At 68.0% G+C, this 14,813-nt stretch carries 12 protein-coding genes; 6 read left to right on the top strand and 6 right to left on the bottom strand.

Annotation, left to right across the window (positions count from 1 at the left end; translation table 11 throughout):
• Positions 1-161 precede the first annotated feature (161 nt).
• The 3 genes from IG178_RS17270 (at position 162) to IG178_RS17260 (ending at position 4,190) form a co-directional block, all read left to right on the top strand.
• Positions 162-1,763, top strand: coding sequence for a ShlB/FhaC/HecB family hemolysin secretion/activation protein (locus tag IG178_RS17270; RefSeq protein WP_193213826.1), 1,602 nt, complete (start codon positions 162-164; stop codon positions 1,761-1,763).
• 48 nt (positions 1,764-1,811) lie between these two features.
• Positions 1,812-2,522: a 3-keto-disaccharide hydrolase gene (locus IG178_RS17265; protein WP_193213825.1), complete on the top strand. Its 711-nt coding sequence runs from the start codon at positions 1,812-1,814 to the stop codon at positions 2,520-2,522.
• Between the two features lie 78 nt (positions 2,523-2,600).
• The gene (locus IG178_RS17260; protein ID WP_193213824.1) at positions 2,601-4,190 is read left to right on the top strand and encodes a trypsin-like peptidase domain-containing protein; all 1,590 of its coding nucleotides are present in this window, start codon (positions 2,601-2,603) and stop codon (positions 4,188-4,190) included.
• A gap of 7 nt (positions 4,191-4,197) precedes the next feature.
• Here IG178_RS17260 and IG178_RS17255 read toward each other — a convergent pair whose 3' ends face one another.
• A complete protein-coding gene (locus tag IG178_RS17255) occupies positions 4,198-6,075 on the bottom strand; it encodes an ankyrin repeat domain-containing protein (protein ID WP_193213823.1) in 1,878 nt (625 codons plus the stop codon).
• A gap of 128 nt (positions 6,076-6,203) precedes the next feature.
• Between IG178_RS17255 and IG178_RS17250 the strand changes: the two genes are divergently transcribed.
• A complete protein-coding gene (locus tag IG178_RS17250) occupies positions 6,204-8,084 on the top strand; it encodes a heavy metal translocating P-type ATPase (RefSeq protein WP_193213822.1) in 1,881 nt (626 codons plus the stop codon).
• A 124-nt stretch (positions 8,085-8,208) separates the two neighbouring features.
• Here IG178_RS17250 and IG178_RS17245 read toward each other — a convergent pair whose 3' ends face one another.
• The 5 genes from IG178_RS17245 to IG178_RS17225 all read right to left on the bottom strand — a co-directional run bounded on the left by IG178_RS17245 (position 8,209) and on the right by IG178_RS17225 (position 12,713).
• Positions 8,209-9,024 (bottom strand): TIGR03943 family putative permease subunit, encoded by an 816-nt coding sequence (locus IG178_RS17245; RefSeq protein ID WP_193213821.1) that lies wholly within the window; start codon positions 9,022-9,024, stop codon positions 8,209-8,211.
• Positions 9,021-10,061, bottom strand: a complete 1,041-nt coding sequence (locus IG178_RS17240) for a permease (RefSeq protein WP_193213820.1) — start codon at positions 10,059-10,061, stop codon at positions 9,021-9,023. Before IG178_RS17240 ends, IG178_RS17245 begins: the two co-directional genes overlap by 4 nt.
• 57 nt (positions 10,062-10,118) lie before the next feature.
• Positions 10,119-11,333: a DCC1-like thiol-disulfide oxidoreductase family protein gene (locus tag IG178_RS17235; protein ID WP_193213819.1), complete on the bottom strand. Its 1,215-nt coding sequence runs from the start codon at positions 11,331-11,333 to the stop codon at positions 10,119-10,121.
• A 106-nt stretch (positions 11,334-11,439) separates the two neighbouring features.
• Positions 11,440-11,925 (bottom strand): hypothetical protein, encoded by a 486-nt coding sequence (locus tag IG178_RS17230; protein ID WP_193213818.1) that lies wholly within the window; start codon positions 11,923-11,925, stop codon positions 11,440-11,442.
• Complete coding sequence (locus tag IG178_RS17225) at positions 11,922-12,713, bottom strand: sterol desaturase family protein (protein WP_193213817.1); 792 nt, start codon at positions 12,711-12,713, stop codon at positions 11,922-11,924. Before IG178_RS17225 ends, IG178_RS17230 begins: the two co-directional genes overlap by 4 nt.
• Positions 12,714-12,796: 83 nt before the next feature.
• Here IG178_RS17225 and IG178_RS17220 point away from each other — a divergent pair, with 83 nt between their 5' ends.
• Both IG178_RS17220 and IG178_RS17215 read left to right on the top strand, forming a co-directional pair.
• Complete coding sequence (locus IG178_RS17220) at positions 12,797-13,675, top strand: LysR family transcriptional regulator (protein ID WP_193213816.1); 879 nt, start codon at positions 12,797-12,799, stop codon at positions 13,673-13,675.
• Between the two features lie 171 nt (positions 13,676-13,846).
• Positions 13,847-14,813 (top strand): hypothetical protein (locus IG178_RS17215; RefSeq protein WP_193213815.1); only part of this gene is annotated, 967 nt, incomplete at its 3' end.

Here is a 14,813-nt window from a genome sequence, read left to right as displayed (position 1 = left end):
CCGGCGGTTTTTTGAAACTCCTCCCTGCGACAGCCGAATGAGCGGATCAGGAAATGTGCTGGGCATCCCCGAAACCACTGCGACAGGATCGCCGGAGATTGACCCGGGCCTTCCTGATTGCGATCGCGGCGACGTCGGCTTGGGCCGCCGCGCAGGATCTGATGCCCCGTGATCCGGAAGGCGAAGCGGCCGCAGTGGTCAGGCTCGGGGAAGCGACCGGGGTCCACGGCTGGGTCGCCGACGACTCGCCGGTGTTGATCGACCGCCTGGATCAACTCGTCGTCTCCGGCAGCGAAACGGATGCGCCGCCGGTCACCGCCGGCGGCGTGCAATTGACGGGATTGTCCGTGGCGGCGACCGGGGACCTCGCCGGCGAACTCGCCGGGTGGATCGGCAAGCCGCTGACGGAAGCCGGCCTGGACCGCCTGCTGGAGGTGATCCTCCGCCACTACGACGATCACGACCGGCCGATGAACGACGTCTGGGTGCCGCCGCAAAGCGGCGAGGCCGGACAACTCGTCGTCGAGGTCGTCGAAGGCAGGATCGGTGCCGTGGGCATCGAGGAGATGTCGCGCTTCAATAACCGCCTGGTCCGCCGCGGCCTGCATCTCACCGAAGGGGATCTACTCACCAGCTCGGGCTTGCAGGCCGACCTCGACTGGCTGAGCCGCAATCCGTTTCGGAAGGCGGAGCTGTTCGCCGCCCCCGGCGACGGGGTCAGCGCCGACCTGTTGCTGCGGATCGACGAGCAACGGCCGTGGCGTGCCTACGCCGGTTACGACAATACCGGCGCCGAGGCGGTCGGCGAGAACCGCTGGTTCACCGGCTTCAACCTCGGCAATGCCTTCGGCCTCGACCAGGTCCTCGGCTACCAGTTCACGATGGGCGACTCGCTCGACCGCTTCCACGCGCATTCCCTGTCGTGGGAAATCCCGCTGCACCGCTTGCATCACTTCATCCGGCTGTCCGGAGCCTGGGCCGATGTCTCTGCGGTCGACCACCAGAGCGGCTTGCCGGTCAACTCCGACGGCACCAGCTGGCTCGCCGGGATCGCCTACGGACGGCCGCTCCCGCGGCTCGGCGAGTGGCGGCAGGAGATCCGCGGCGGCCTCGAGTTCAAGCGCGCGGACAATTTCGTGATCTTCGGCCAAACCCGCTTTCCGCAGACCGAGGTCGACGTGGTCCAGCTGCGCGGCGAGTGGCAAGGCAGCGGCCCGCTGTGGGGCGGCCGCGCCGAATTGCAGGCCGACTTGGTCGCAAGTCCGGGCAACCTGACGGGAAAGAACGGCCGCCAGGAGTTCGACGCTTTCCGACCGGGAGCGGATCCGACCTATGCCTACGGCCGCCTCGAGGGCACCTGGCTGGCCCCCATGCCGGGGAACTGGTCATGGCGGCTCCACTCGACCGCCCAACTCGCCAGCGGCGCGCTGTTGCCCACCGAGCAACTCGGGCTCGGCGGTTACGACAGCGTCCGCGGCTACGGTGAACGCATCCAGCTGGCGGACAGCGGCTACGCGGTTTCCGCGGAACTGAGGACCCCCGCGGCGGGACTTTTCCGCAAGGACTGGTTGCTCCAAGGCCTCGTCTTCATCGATCACGGCCACGGCTGGAGCGAAGGGGACGGTGACGAATCGCTGACCGGCATCGGCCTGGGTTCGCGTCTCGCCCTCGGCAGCACCGGCACGGCCCGGCTCGACATCGGGTGGGGACTCAAAGACGGCTCCGGCGCGCAGGTCCACGCCGGAATGATGTTTTCCTTCTAACAGCCGTCCCGGCGCGAGGCCGGCGCGACCGCGGCCGTAGGAAGGCTCATGATTCGTCCCACCCTTTTCGCCCTGCTGTTCCTCGCCACCCGCCTGCCGGCCCAAGACGCGGCACCCGCCTGGCGCTTTCTTTTCAATGGCAAGGACCTCGCCGGCTGGGTCGACGTCAACACCTCGCCCGAAACCTGGACCGTGCGCGACGGCCTCTTGATTTGCAGCGGGCAGCCGATCGGCGTCATGCGCAGCGACCGTCCCTATGAAAACTTCATCCTCCACATCGAGTGGCGGCACATGCAGCCGGGCGGCAACTCCGGGGTCTTCGTGTGGAGCGACGCCAGGCCATCCGCCAACCGCCTGCCCTCGGGCATGGAAGTCCAGATGCTTGATCTCGACTGGATCCACCAGCACAAGGATCCCGACGGCAATCCCGCCCCGGCCGGCTACATCAGCGGCGAACTCTTCGGCGCCAACGGCCTGACCGGCACCCCCGACAACCCGCGCGGCGAGCGCAGCATGTCACGCGAGCTCCGGTGCAAGCCGCACGGCGAATGGAACAGCTACGACGTGGTCTGCGTCGACGGCACGGTGAAGCTCGCCATCAACGGCAAGTTCGTGAACGGCATCCGCAACTCGTCGGTCAAGAAAGGCTACCTCTGCCTCGAGTCCGAAGGTGCCGAGATCCACTTCCGCAACATCAGGATCCTCGAGCTGCCCGCCGGCATGGCGACAGAAGCCGAGACCGCGCCCCTGCTGGAGTAGCCCCGGACCGCATTCCAGCGGGTCGCCTTGAATACCCGCACTGGCCGTTTTCTTCACCCCGGTGTAGATTCAGCGCAAGTGAATCACCCGCACCACCTTTGCCTGCTCCTCGCCGCCACCCTACCGGCCCAGGGGCTCGTGGTCCAAGGCTACAACGCCACCGATCACGACCGCTTCACCGGCTTCCCGGGCGCGCCGCTGATGAATCCGAACTTCATTTATGGAGCATCGAACTACACCGGCGTCGGCTGGTGGGTCTACATCTCGGCAAACCACGGGACGATTTACTCACCGATCTGCGCAGTGAGCCCCCGCCACTTGGTCTGCGCCGCCCATGCCTTGGCAGGCCCCGGCAAAGTGGTGCACTTCATCGACTCCAACGGAACCCAAGTGGACCGGACCGTCGGATCCTTCGGCGTGGTAGAGAACGACGCGATGGAGAACTCGGATTTGTGCGTGGTGACCCTTACCTCTCCGCTCCCGGCCACCGTCGCCCATTATCCGTGGCACAATCTGGCCGGAGGAGACGCTGCCTATCAGGGGCAGTCCCTTATCGTGCTCGGACAGAACCCAAACGGCACACCGAGGGCGGGCGAAGCCATCCTCACGGGATTCGACGACGAAGATGGGCCCATTGTAGAGGGAACCTACGATGTCACCTGGACCTATAATTCAGCCCTAGCGCCGGTCAATGCGTGCGCCCTCTCTCCCGGCGACTCAGGCGGTCCGAGTTTCTCGTTGGTGGGGGGCAAACCCGCCCTTGTCGGCACCCACCACGCGGCCGGCACCACTGGACTCGTGACGACCAGCTTCGACACCCTGCTTTCCCACTACGTGACCAAAGTCGACGCCATTCTGGCCCCCGCCGGTCACCGCCTCGCGCGGGCGACCTTCACCGCCACCACGCTGGCCATCCCGTCCTCCGCTTCCAGCCCCACCACACTCCGCCGCTTGAATCCCGGCAGCGTGAACTTCTCGGTGGCCAACGTCGGGGCCGCGCTGACGGGCAACCTCGCCGTCACCCTTACCTTCCCTGCCGGGCACCAGCCGGACTCCATCAGCGCCCCGGGCGCGGTGGTCGAGGCCACCGGCTCCGGCAGCTGGGAGCTGCGCAAGGCGACCCTCGACGCCGGCACCAGCCTCGCCTTCACCGCCAGCTGGACCGCCCTGCCGGACCTGCCATCGATCTCCGTCGATCTGAGTGCCGGCTCCGACACCGCCGCGACCGTCGACGCCTCGCCGTCGTTCACCCTCGCCCCGTCCTACGCCGAATGGGCGGACGGTCTCACCCAGCCCGGACAAACCGAGGACCCGGACCAGGACACGCTGGAGAACCTGCTCGAGTACGCCTTCGGCGGCGACCCGGAAAGCGGGCTCATGCGCCTGCCCGGCGACCACCCCTTGGTTCCGGTGATGACGGAGTCGGGCGGCACGGTCTCGATCTCCTTCCCCGAGCGCGACGACGCCGTGCTACGGGGACTTTCGTACGTCATCGAAACCTCCGGAATGATGGAAGTCTCGTCCTGGCTGCCCGGCCTGCCTCCGGGTGCGGCATCTTCCGCGGCACCCTTCGCCCCCGCCGTCCCGGGCTTCGTGCAGCGGACCGTCAGCTGGCCGGCGGCGCCACCCGCCGGCTTCGCCCGGGTCCGGGTGGAGCTGGCCGAGTGAGGTTCCCTTACTGCCGGATCTCCACCCGGTCGCCGAGTTCGGTCAGCGCGAACAACTTCTGCGCGTTCCCCGGCGGAACCCGGATGCAGCCGTGCGAGGCGGGATACCCCGGCACGTAGCCCTGGTGGAAGCCGAAGTCCCCGCAACTCAGGCGCTGGAAGCAGGGCATGCTCGCGTCGTAGAGCGTCGATGTCCAGTTGCGGTACTTGTTGGTGATCGCGAAGGTCCCGGTGGGCGTCGCGTAGCCCTTCTTGCCGGTGGAAATCTTCGTCGTGTAGAGCTCCAGCCCGGACGAGTCGTAAACCCAGACCCGCTGCTCCGACAGATCCACCACCAGCCGCCGCTGCTCGACCTCGGGATCCTTGCCGAGCATCACCCGCATCATCTTCACGTCGGTCTTGCGCGCCGCGATGTTGATCGGCCACATGTGGTTGCGGCGGGTCCAGACGCTGGTCTTGGCACCCGCCTTCATCAGCGCACGGGCGGTCCCGGGCTTGCCGGAATCCGCCGCCAGCATGATCGGCGTGATGTTGCGGTCGTTTTTCAGCAACCAGCGCATGGTGCCGCCGCGGACGATCCGCGAAAAGGAGCTCGAAACCGGCAAGCGCACCTGCTGGTTCGGATCGACCCCGCGGGCCAGCAACTCCTCGACGATGCCCGTGCGGCCGAGGACGATCGCCAGGCACAGCGGCGATTGGCCTTCCGCCACCAGCTGTTCGGGCGAGGCACCGCGGGACAGCAGCAACGATGCGGCACGCCGGTCGCCGTGACGGATCGCCAGGCCCAGCGGGGTATCGAGGAAGGGCGCCGGCAAGGGCCGGGGAAGCCCGCAGTGGGCGATCAGCAGGCTGACCTGGTGGTCCATCTTTCTACGGCAAGCTTCGTAGTAGAGCGGATCGCCGTCGGCGCCGTAGCAGAGAAACAGGTGGAGGAAGTCCGGCCGGTCGGCCGCCAGCGCGGCCTCGAGCGGCCGCAACCCGGACGGCCCGCGGGTTTCCGGCGACACCCCGAGGCTCAGCAACAGGCGGCAGACGCCGAGGTCGCGGGCCTCGATCGCCTGCCACAGGGCGCTCGCCCAGGATCCGCCCGCGGGCCGCGCGCCCAGATCGACGAGTATCCTCGCGAGCTCGAGGTTGCCGGCCTCGATGACCGCTTGCAGCGGCAGCCGGCCGTGGCGGTCGGGCAGGTTGGGATCCGCTCCTGCAAGAACCAGCGGCTTGTAGAGATCGCGCCAGCTTTTGCGCATGGCGGCGACCAGCGCGGACTCGCCGGCGGCATTCACCGCCGCGGCATCGGCCCCGAGCGCGAGCAGTTCCTCGGCGAGATCCCGGCGGCCGGCTTCGATCGCGACATGGAACAGCGGGTTGCCCGCGGCATCATTCTGGTGCGGGTCGGCACCCCGCTCCATCAAGTGGCGGACGAAGGCGAGGCGGCCGTTGCGAATCGCCCACGGCAGCACCTTGTCACCGTCCGGGGTCATGCCGACCGGCGGCGCACCGGCCTCGAGCAGGCGGTCGGTCAAAGCCGTCTCCCCTTGGTAAACCGCGAGCGAGAGCGGGGTCACGCCGGCCGGATTCGCGGTGGCGAGGTCTGCACCGTGGTCGATCAGCGCCCAGGCGATCGCCAGGTGCTTCCGCTCCAGCGCCACCTGCAGGGGGCTGTTTCCCGCGGCATCGCGCTGACCCGAGTAGACCCCCGCCTGCAGCAACAAGCGGGTGACCTCGGTCTCGCCGTTTTCCACCGATTCAAGCAGCGCCGAGCCCGACGCTTCCACGCCCCTGCGGCCGAGTTCGCGCAGCGCGTCGCGGCGGGAATCACTGCACGCGGCCAGGGACAGCGCGAGCAGCGCGACCAGACCGGTTCGAAGTGCATGATACGGCGACATCACGACCCGGCCCGCATAACACGGCCCGGAGGGGGAAACAAGGTGGATCCGCGAACTTTCCGCAGGCGGCGCGCGGCATTTCGCAGACGGCGCCTTGCCGGTTCATCGCCCTTACGACAGCGTGGGACATGGACGATCACGCCAGGGAAGAGTGGCCCCAGCTGCTGGCCTCCGCCGGGATTTGCGGGCTGGCCGCGCTCGCCGGCATCTGGCTGGAGCGCACGTCCGCGCCGCCGCAGGTCGCGACCGGTCTCTATGCCTTGGCCTATCTTGCCGGCGGTTGGGAGGCCGCGCTCGAGACCTATGGCAAGCTGCGCCGCTTCAGCCTCGACATCCATTTCCTGATGCTGGCGGTGGCGGTCGGGGCGGCGGTGATCGGCGCCTGGTGGGAAGGGGCCGCCCTGTTGTTCCTGTTTTCGCTCAGCGGCGCCCTCGAGGCGATGGCCATGGCGCGCACCGAACGCGAGATCCGCAGCCTGTTCCACGAAGCGCCAAAGCAGGCGCTGGTGGTGGAAAACGATGGCCGGACGCGCGAGGTGGCCGTGGACGATCTCGACACCGGCATGACCGTCCGCGTCTTGCCCGGCGAGCAATTCCCCGCGGACGGGATGATCACCCGCGGGGAGAGCGCCGCCGATGAATCGAGCCTGACCGGCGAGTCGGTGGCCGTCGACAAGGGCCCCGGCGACACCGTCTTCGGCGGCACCATCAACACCTGGGGCCTGCTTGAGGTCGGGGTCAGCCGGCCGCCCGGCGACAGCGCCCACGCCCGGATCATCCGGCTGATCCGCGAGGCCCAGGCGAGCAAGGCGCCGTCGCAGCGGTTCACCGACCGCTTCGGCACGTCGTACACCGTCGCCATCCTGTCCTTCGCGCTGGTGATGTTCCTGTTCTGGCATTTCGTCGACGGCATCCCGGCCTTCCTCGACCACGGCGAAAGATCCGCCTTCTACCGGGCGATGACCCTGCTGGTGGTCTGCTCGCCCTGCGCCCTGGTGATCTCCATTCCCAGCGCCATCCTCGCCGGCATCGCCGCCGGCGCCCGCAACGGCATCCTCTTCCGCGGCGGCGTGGCGGTGGAAAACCTCGCCACCATCGGCCGGCTGGCCGTCGACAAGACCGGCACCCTGACCAAGGGCGAACTGGAACTGGTGGACGCCGAGACCCTCCCGCCAGGGCGCGGGGACGAACTCGTCTCGGTCGCCGCCGCCTTGTCGGGGAATTCAACCCACCCGTTGTCGCGCGCGATCGTGAAAGAAGCGCTGCGCCGGGAGCTGCCGGACGCGGGCGAGGTCGCGGATTTCGAATCGATCGCCGGCCAGGGCCTGCGCGCCACCATCGCCGGCACCGCCGCCAGCCAGGGCCGGCGGATGATGTTCGCCGACGACGAGGGGCTCACCGGCCTGCCGGATCCCGAGCCGGGGCTGACCGAGGTGCTGGTCAAGGCCGGCGACCTGAAAGGCCGGCTGCTGCTCCGGGATGCCCCGCGCCCCGAAGCCGCCCCGTTGATCCGTCAGCTGGCCGCGGAAGGCATCCGGGTGACGATGCTGACCGGCGACCGGCCGGAGTCGGCCCGGCTCGTCGCCGGCGAGCTCGGCCTCGAGGATTTTCGTGCCGGCTTGCATCCGGAGGACAAGGTCGCGGCGATCCGGGAATGGCGGGAACAGGGGGAACGCGTCGCCATGGCCGGCGACGGGGTCAACGACGCGCCCAGCCTGGCCGCCGCCGATATTTCCATCGGCATGGGACTGCGGGGCAGCGATGCCGTCCTCGAGCAGGCCGACGTGGTGCTCACCCAGGACCGCTTGGAGAAAATCGTCGATGCCCTCCAGCTGAGCCGCCGCTGCCGCGTCGTCATCCGCCAGAACCTCGCGATTTCGCTCGGCGTCGTGGTGCTGCTGGGAATCGCCGCGCTGGGATCCTGGATCCCGCTGCCGATCGGCGTCCTTGGCCACGAGGGCTCCACGGTAATCGTGGTGTTGAACAGCCTGCGCCTACTGTTCCGATGAGTCCTTGGAATGCGCCGGCAGCGACGGAGCTTTTACGTGCTGGGGGGAGCGATCCGGTATGGCGATCCGCCATGCCCTCTTAAAAAGCGGTGTCGCCGCTGCGCTCTGCCACCGCACTCCAAGGTCAGAAACCCCGCCGCAGCATCGACTCCTCGGGCGGCGGCGCGGCTTCGGCGGCCGAGTCCACTTCGAGCACCGGCACGAATCCCATGCCTTCATCCGGATAACGCATGGTGCCGGAGATCTTCATCCAGCTGTTCTCCTCGACTTCCGGCGGGGCGTCCTGGAAGCGCACAATAATCGGGATCGCGCGGCTGTCGGCGGCGCAGCAGGTGATGAACAGGCGGTAGAGCCGCCGCTGGTTCATCCCGCCTTCGGGATCCTTGACGATCCGCCCTTCGGTGACCACCCGCATGCCCTCGACCAGCTCGCGCATCTCGGGATCGCCGCTGCTGAAAAACAACTCCATCAGGCTGAAGTCATGATAGCCGGCGGCGTCCTGCGGGTGCTGCTTTTCGATGATCTCTTTCGTCAGCTTCGGCATCACCGCGTTGAGAAACAGCGCGCTGTTTTCCGCAGGCGAGTCGAGCAAGCCCTTGCGGGTGAGCGAACCGAGCGAGAACTCGTCCTTGGTCCAGGCCACGCCGAGGCCGAGCGGCACAACCAGGATCAGGAACGCCGCGAGCGGATGGACGTCGAGGCTCTCGTGGTCATGGGCGTCGTCCGGACCGTGATCGTGGCCGCAGGACGCTTCCTGGCCGGAGGTCAGCGCGTTGAAGAGCCCCACCACCACCAGCCCGAGGCCACCCGCCAGCGCGATCAGGCGGAAGTCCGGCGCGAGGTACTTGGTGATCCGGCCGGTGGCGTAGAAATAGATGATCACCGCGCCCCAGGCGATCAGGGCGAGCGAGAAGACCACGCGCTGGAGTTTCGGATTCACGGGGCGGCAAGCGAGGTGATGACCGACTGCCAGGCGATGGCAGCCGCGCCGATGGCGACGAAGAGACCGATGGCCAGGCCGATGATGAAGCGGCGGCGCAGCACGGTCTGATAGAGGAAGAGCAGCTTCACGTCGAGCATCGGCCCGAAGACCAAGAAGGCCAGCTTCGCGCCATAGGTGAACTTGTCGAGGGTGGCCGCGATGAAGGCGTCGGAGGTGCTGCAAAGGCTGAGGACGAAGGCCAGCACCATCAGTGCCGCCGGCGCCATGACCTGGTTCTCCGCCAGGCTGTCGAGCCACTCCGCGCCCGGGGCGATGCCGGTGTTGAAGAGAGCCGTGATGGCCACGCCGACCGTGAAGTAAACGCCGACATCAACGAAGTCGCGCATCGCCGAGCGGAAGGCGGCCACCATCCGGTTGTCGCTTCTCTCGTCGTGGTGATGGTCGTGGCCGCAGCAGCCGTGACCATGGTCGTGGCAGTGATCATGATCGTGGTCATGGCCGTGATCGTGGTGGTGGTTGTGGCTGCTTTCCTTGGCGAGGCTGTCGACCAGGCGCTGCCGGAGGATTTTCGCCAAGGGGATCCGCGCGACGATCACCCCGACCGCCACCGCGACGAGGAAGCCTAGCCCGAGCCGCGAGGCGGTCATCACCAGGCTGGCGGAATAGCTGAGTTCCTCGCCGAAGGGAATCTGCGGCCCCTTGAAAGCCTTCCAGGTGCTCAGCGCAGTGATCGGGTTCACGATCGGCGCGGCGATCATGTAGGTCAGCGCGCAGGACACCGGCAGGCCCTTCTTGACCAGCCGCCGGATCACCGGGACGACGGCGCACTCACAGACCGGCAAGACCATTCCCAACAAGCCGGCCACCAGGATCGCCGGGAAGCGCCGCTTGGGCAGCAGGCGGTCCATCGTGCCGGACGGCAGATAGATGTCGATGAATCCGCTGATCAGCGTGCCGAGCAGAATGAACGGCGCGCCCTCGAACAGGATGCTGAGGAAAGCGAATGCGAAGTCCTGCTTGGAGTCCGGCGACACGGACGGAGGAAAGGCGCTGCCGGAGGTACTGTCAAACCCCGGACGCCGGTCGCGCGGCTACTCCAACAGTCGCGCCCGCAGCGCTTCGTCCGGCAGGGCGCACGCATCGCCCTTGCCGAACCACCGGTGGCGGCGGGCGGCGATGAAGTTGTAGGCGGCATCGCGCAGGGGACGCGGAATCAGGCGGCCTGCGGTGGCCAGGACCCGCCAGTGCCCGCCCAGGGCATCCAGCACGCGCAGGACCCCGTCCGAGCGGGCGAGGATGGCACCGTCGCACTCCAGCAGCATGGTTTTCAACGGCCCGTCGCCGGCTTTCCGTTCCACCTCCTGCCCGCGCGGGCCCTGCAAGGGAACGAAACGCAGCGCATCGGCCGCATCTTCACCGGCCAGGAATCGGATCGCCCCGCTGCACATCAGGCACTCGCCGTCGAAGGCCAGTACCAGCGGCGGGTTCTTCCCGCGCCGGGCCGGCAGCCAGGCGGGATCGAAGGTGAACGCGTGGATTATCAGCATGCCCAGGCTGAGGTCGGCGAAGTCGACCAGCATCACGATGCCCAGGTGCATGAGCACCAGCGCCAGCCAGATGAACGGCCGCGACTTCCGCCACAGCGCGAGCGGCGCGAACAACAGCTCGGCGGCCAGGGTCGCCCAGGTCCCGACGGCCAGCCACCCCGCCGGCAGGGCCAGCATCAGCTCGCGCGGCCAGCCGGGCCGGGCCAGCGGGTTTTCCAACAGATAGCGCAAGGCGCTGCCGTCCACCCAGCTCGGCGAGAACAACTTGGTGTAACCGCTGAAGGTGTAGCCGGCTGCCAGCAGGATCCAGGCGGCGCGATAGACCCAGAGCGGCATGTACCACGCCGCGGCGGGCTTCCCGCGGCTCCAGGGTTCGCCGGCCGGCACCAGCGCGCAGAGGATCAGCAACAGGCCGACATAGGGAATCCCGGGATTGGAGATCAGGTTGTTGCGGTGGAACAGGCAGGCCCAGCCGAACCACAGCAGCAGCGACATCGTGCGCCGCCAGACCCCGGCGGCGAAAAGCAGCGCCAGCACCGCCAGCCCGCCGACGAAGGCGCTGACGACGCCGTCGGGTAGATCGAGGTCGAGCGGGTTGGGAAACAGGCCGTGGGTCGGATTCAAGGCCGGGTCGGGCAGCACCCCGCGGGCCCCGAACAACTCGGGCGCCCACGCCACCAGCTGCGCGAAGTGCACCGCGAGGTAGAGCCCGAAGACGATCCGGAAGATCGTGAACTGCCAGGGTGACATGGTTTTCATGAGTCCGAAAAGGGTCGCCGACCGGGATGGATAGGGTGGATGGGATGAAATTCAAAGACCGCCTGTCATGGAGCGGGTGGCAGCTTCCAGGATCATCCCACCCACCCTAGGCATCCCGGCCGGGAATCGGGGTGGCACCGAAGATCCACGGGCCGTCGCTTGCTCCCGGCCGCGGCACGATGCGGACCCGCAGCCCGCTCAAGCCCGCCGGCACGCCGAGTTCACGCAGCAGCGCGGAGTCGGCGGCGAGCGCCCGTTCCAGCAGCGCGGCCCGCAGCTCCTCCGGCAAGCGCGGCGCGAAGGCCAGGGTCGCGCCGTGGACATTGCGGCGGTTGTACGGACCGGCCAGACGTGCATAGCGCTCCGGCGTCAGGGGACAGGACCAGGCGCTGCCGTCCGGCTGCACGCCTTCGAGGAAAAACGACGCCGCAAAGGCCTCGTAGCCGGACACTTCGCAGAAGACCTTCGGGAACGGGGCGAACACCCCGGCCGCACCCAGCCCGCGCAGGACCTTCGAGCCGACCAGGTAGCCGGCCATCTGCAGCGAGCCCACCACGACGAGGGCGATCGCCACCGCGTTGCGCCACTTCACGACCGGCCTCCTTTCGTCATATGGCAAGCCCAGCGCTTGCGGCAGCCGAAGCAGCCGAGCGGGATCTCCGGCTGGCGGTGGACGTCGCGGAAAACCATCATCTCCGCCACCCGCGCCTCCTTCCGCCGGTCGAAGCCGCAGCGCCGGGGCGAGTCTTCCGGATTGTGGAAGGTGCCGAAGAGCATGTCCCAGATTGGCAGGTCGGCGAAGTTCTGGGTGTGGTGGCGGTATTGGTGGTGGACCCGGTGCGATTCCGGGCGCTGCACCAGCCAGCCGATCCAGCGCGGCGTGCGGATGTTCCAGTGGTAGAAGTACTCCGCCACCGCGGTCATCGCCGTGTACCAGGCCGCGGCTTCCATCGAGCAGCCGAGCACCGTGTAGACGAGCAGCGCGCTGATCACCGAGTTGATCCAGATTTCCACCGGATGCTTGTAGAAGCTGGCCAGCACCTCGATCCGGCTCACCGAGTGATGGAGCTGATGGCAGAGCTTCCAGAAGAACGTCGATTCATGGCGGAAGCGATGCCACCAATAGTAGACGAAGGTGGAGATGACATACGCGACCCCCGCCGCGGGCAGCGCGGGCAGGTGATCGCTCAGATGGAACAGCGACGCGCGGGCGAGCCAGCGGTCCCAGGTCAGGCCGGCCAGGATGACGATGCCGAGCTGGGCGGCGTTCACCAGCAGCAGGCGGAGTTTCCAGTGTTTCACCACCGGCAGCGCCTGACCCGGCCACAGGCGCTCGATGACCAGCATCAGCGCCGCGATCAGTGCGAGGAGGAAAAGCATGGCGCGACGATAGGCCCGGCCAGCGGCATCCCGTGAGTCGATTGAATTTGCGCCTTCATCGTTTTTGTCGATGCTCTTAGCCGATGACGCAGTTGCCCCCGAACCTCCACCACCTCGAGTTGTTCTATCACGTCGCCCGCAACGGCGGGATCACCGCGGCGGCACGGAGCATGCCCTACGGCATCCAGCAGCCGGCGATCAGCGGCCAGATCTCACAACTGGAGGGCGAACTCGGGGTGCGGCTCTTCCAACGCCGGCCCTTCAAGCTCACCCCGGCGGGCCGCGAACTCTACGAATTCCTCGCGCCATTCTTCGGCGCCCTGCCCGACGTCGCCGCGCGGATCGCCGGAAAGGCCTCGCGCCGCCTGCGGCTCGCCGCACCGGCGACCGTCATCCGCCAGCACCTGCCGACCGTGCTTGCGGCAGTGCGCCAGGCCCGGCCGGACTTCGAGCTCGCCCTCGTGGACACCGACCAACGCGGCGCCTATGACCTCCTGGAGCGGGAGGAAGTCGACCTCGCGATCTGCGAACTCGACGGCCGCCCGCCGGCCGGCATCCGCAGCGAAGTCTTGATCTCGATGCCGCTGATGCTGCTCTTGCCGGCGTCGTACAAGATCGCCCGGTCCGGCATGCACGGCATGGCGGTCGACCTGCCGCTGATCCGGCCGCCGGCAGAGACCTCGATGAGCCGCCTTTTTTCCAAGGCCCTCACCAAGGCCCGCCTCGACTGGCCGGCGCGGATCGAGGTGAACTCGCTGGAGCTGGTCCACGCCTACGTCGCCAGCGGCTTCGGCGCCGGTCTCAGCATCAAGGCCCCCGGGATCGCCGCCCCGGAAGGCACCCGCCTGTGGCAGATCCCCGACTGCCCCGAGCTGGTGATTGCCGCCGCGTGGCGGGGCAAGCTCTCGCCCCTCGCCGCGTTGGTCCTCGACGGTCTGCGGCGGCGGGCGAAGCCCGATTGACCGGCGGCGACGACCGGATGCCCGGGGGTGAAGCGGGAATGCGCCCGGGTGAGAGCTACCCGATTGGGCAATGGACAAGTCGGACGCGGCGTATTAGGGAGTTGGTAAGGTAGTTTTCGTCATTTTTTTTGATGGTTTCTTCCCCCAACTGCCAAAACCAGCCCAAAACCCATGACTCTCCTCCCACGCGCGGCGTGCCTCGCCGCCGTCCTGTGCAGCGGTGCCCTCGCCACCCCCGTGTCGATCGGCGACCCGTCGTTCGAAGTGAACAGCGGCGCCGGCGCGAGCAACCAGCTGGGACCCGGAGGGTACCACTACAACCTCGGCCCTGAGTGGCTGGAGACCAACGGCCCCGGCAATGGGAACGGCTTCGAGGAATACATCACCGGCTTCGCTGCCGACGGCACCGATCACCTCGGCATGCAACTCGGCCATGACGTCTGGCAGGACCTCGGCGTCACCTATCAGCCGAACACGCGCTACACCTTGACGGTCGCCACCGGCCACCGCACCGGCAGCACGAATCCCGGCAACCAGAGCCAGTACCTGCTGGCGGACGGCAGCGGCGCGATCCACGCCACCGGCGTCTTCGACGCGTCCACCCAGCCCGCCCAGACTTTCGCCGACGCCCCGGCCCTGGTGTTCGACACCCCGAACTCCCCGTCCGCGGTCGGCCAAACGATCCGCATCCTGCTCCAGGCCCGCGGCGCCGGTCGATCGCACTTCGACCATATCCGCCTCGAAGCCACCTCGCTGGTCCCGGCCGGCGGGGCGACAGTCGAGCTCCAGGCCGCCACCTCGGTCACCACCACCACCGCCACCCTCAACGGCGGGATCACCGACATCGGCAACGCCGCGCCCGCGGTCACCGCATTCTGGGGCACCACCAACGGCGGCATCGACCCCGGCGCCTGGCAGCACTCGGCGGATCTGCCCGGTTTCCACAGCGGCGCGTTTTCGATCGCCGTCAACGGCCTCGCCGCGGGCACCCCCTACTATTTCACCTTCCGGGCCACCAACGGCTCCGGATCCTCCTGGCCACAGGCCGCGGAATCATTCGAGACCCTGCCGCTGCCACCGGTCGTGGCAAACCTCGCCGCCAGCGGAATCGCCGCCACCAGCGCCAGCGCCGGCGCCA

The organism is Neoluteolibacter marinus, assembly GCF_014904755.1.
GTDB classification, from domain to species: domain Bacteria; phylum Verrucomicrobiota; class Verrucomicrobiia; order Verrucomicrobiales; family Akkermansiaceae; genus Haloferula; species Haloferula marina.
This window is presented reverse-complemented; position numbering and strand designations above follow the sequence as displayed.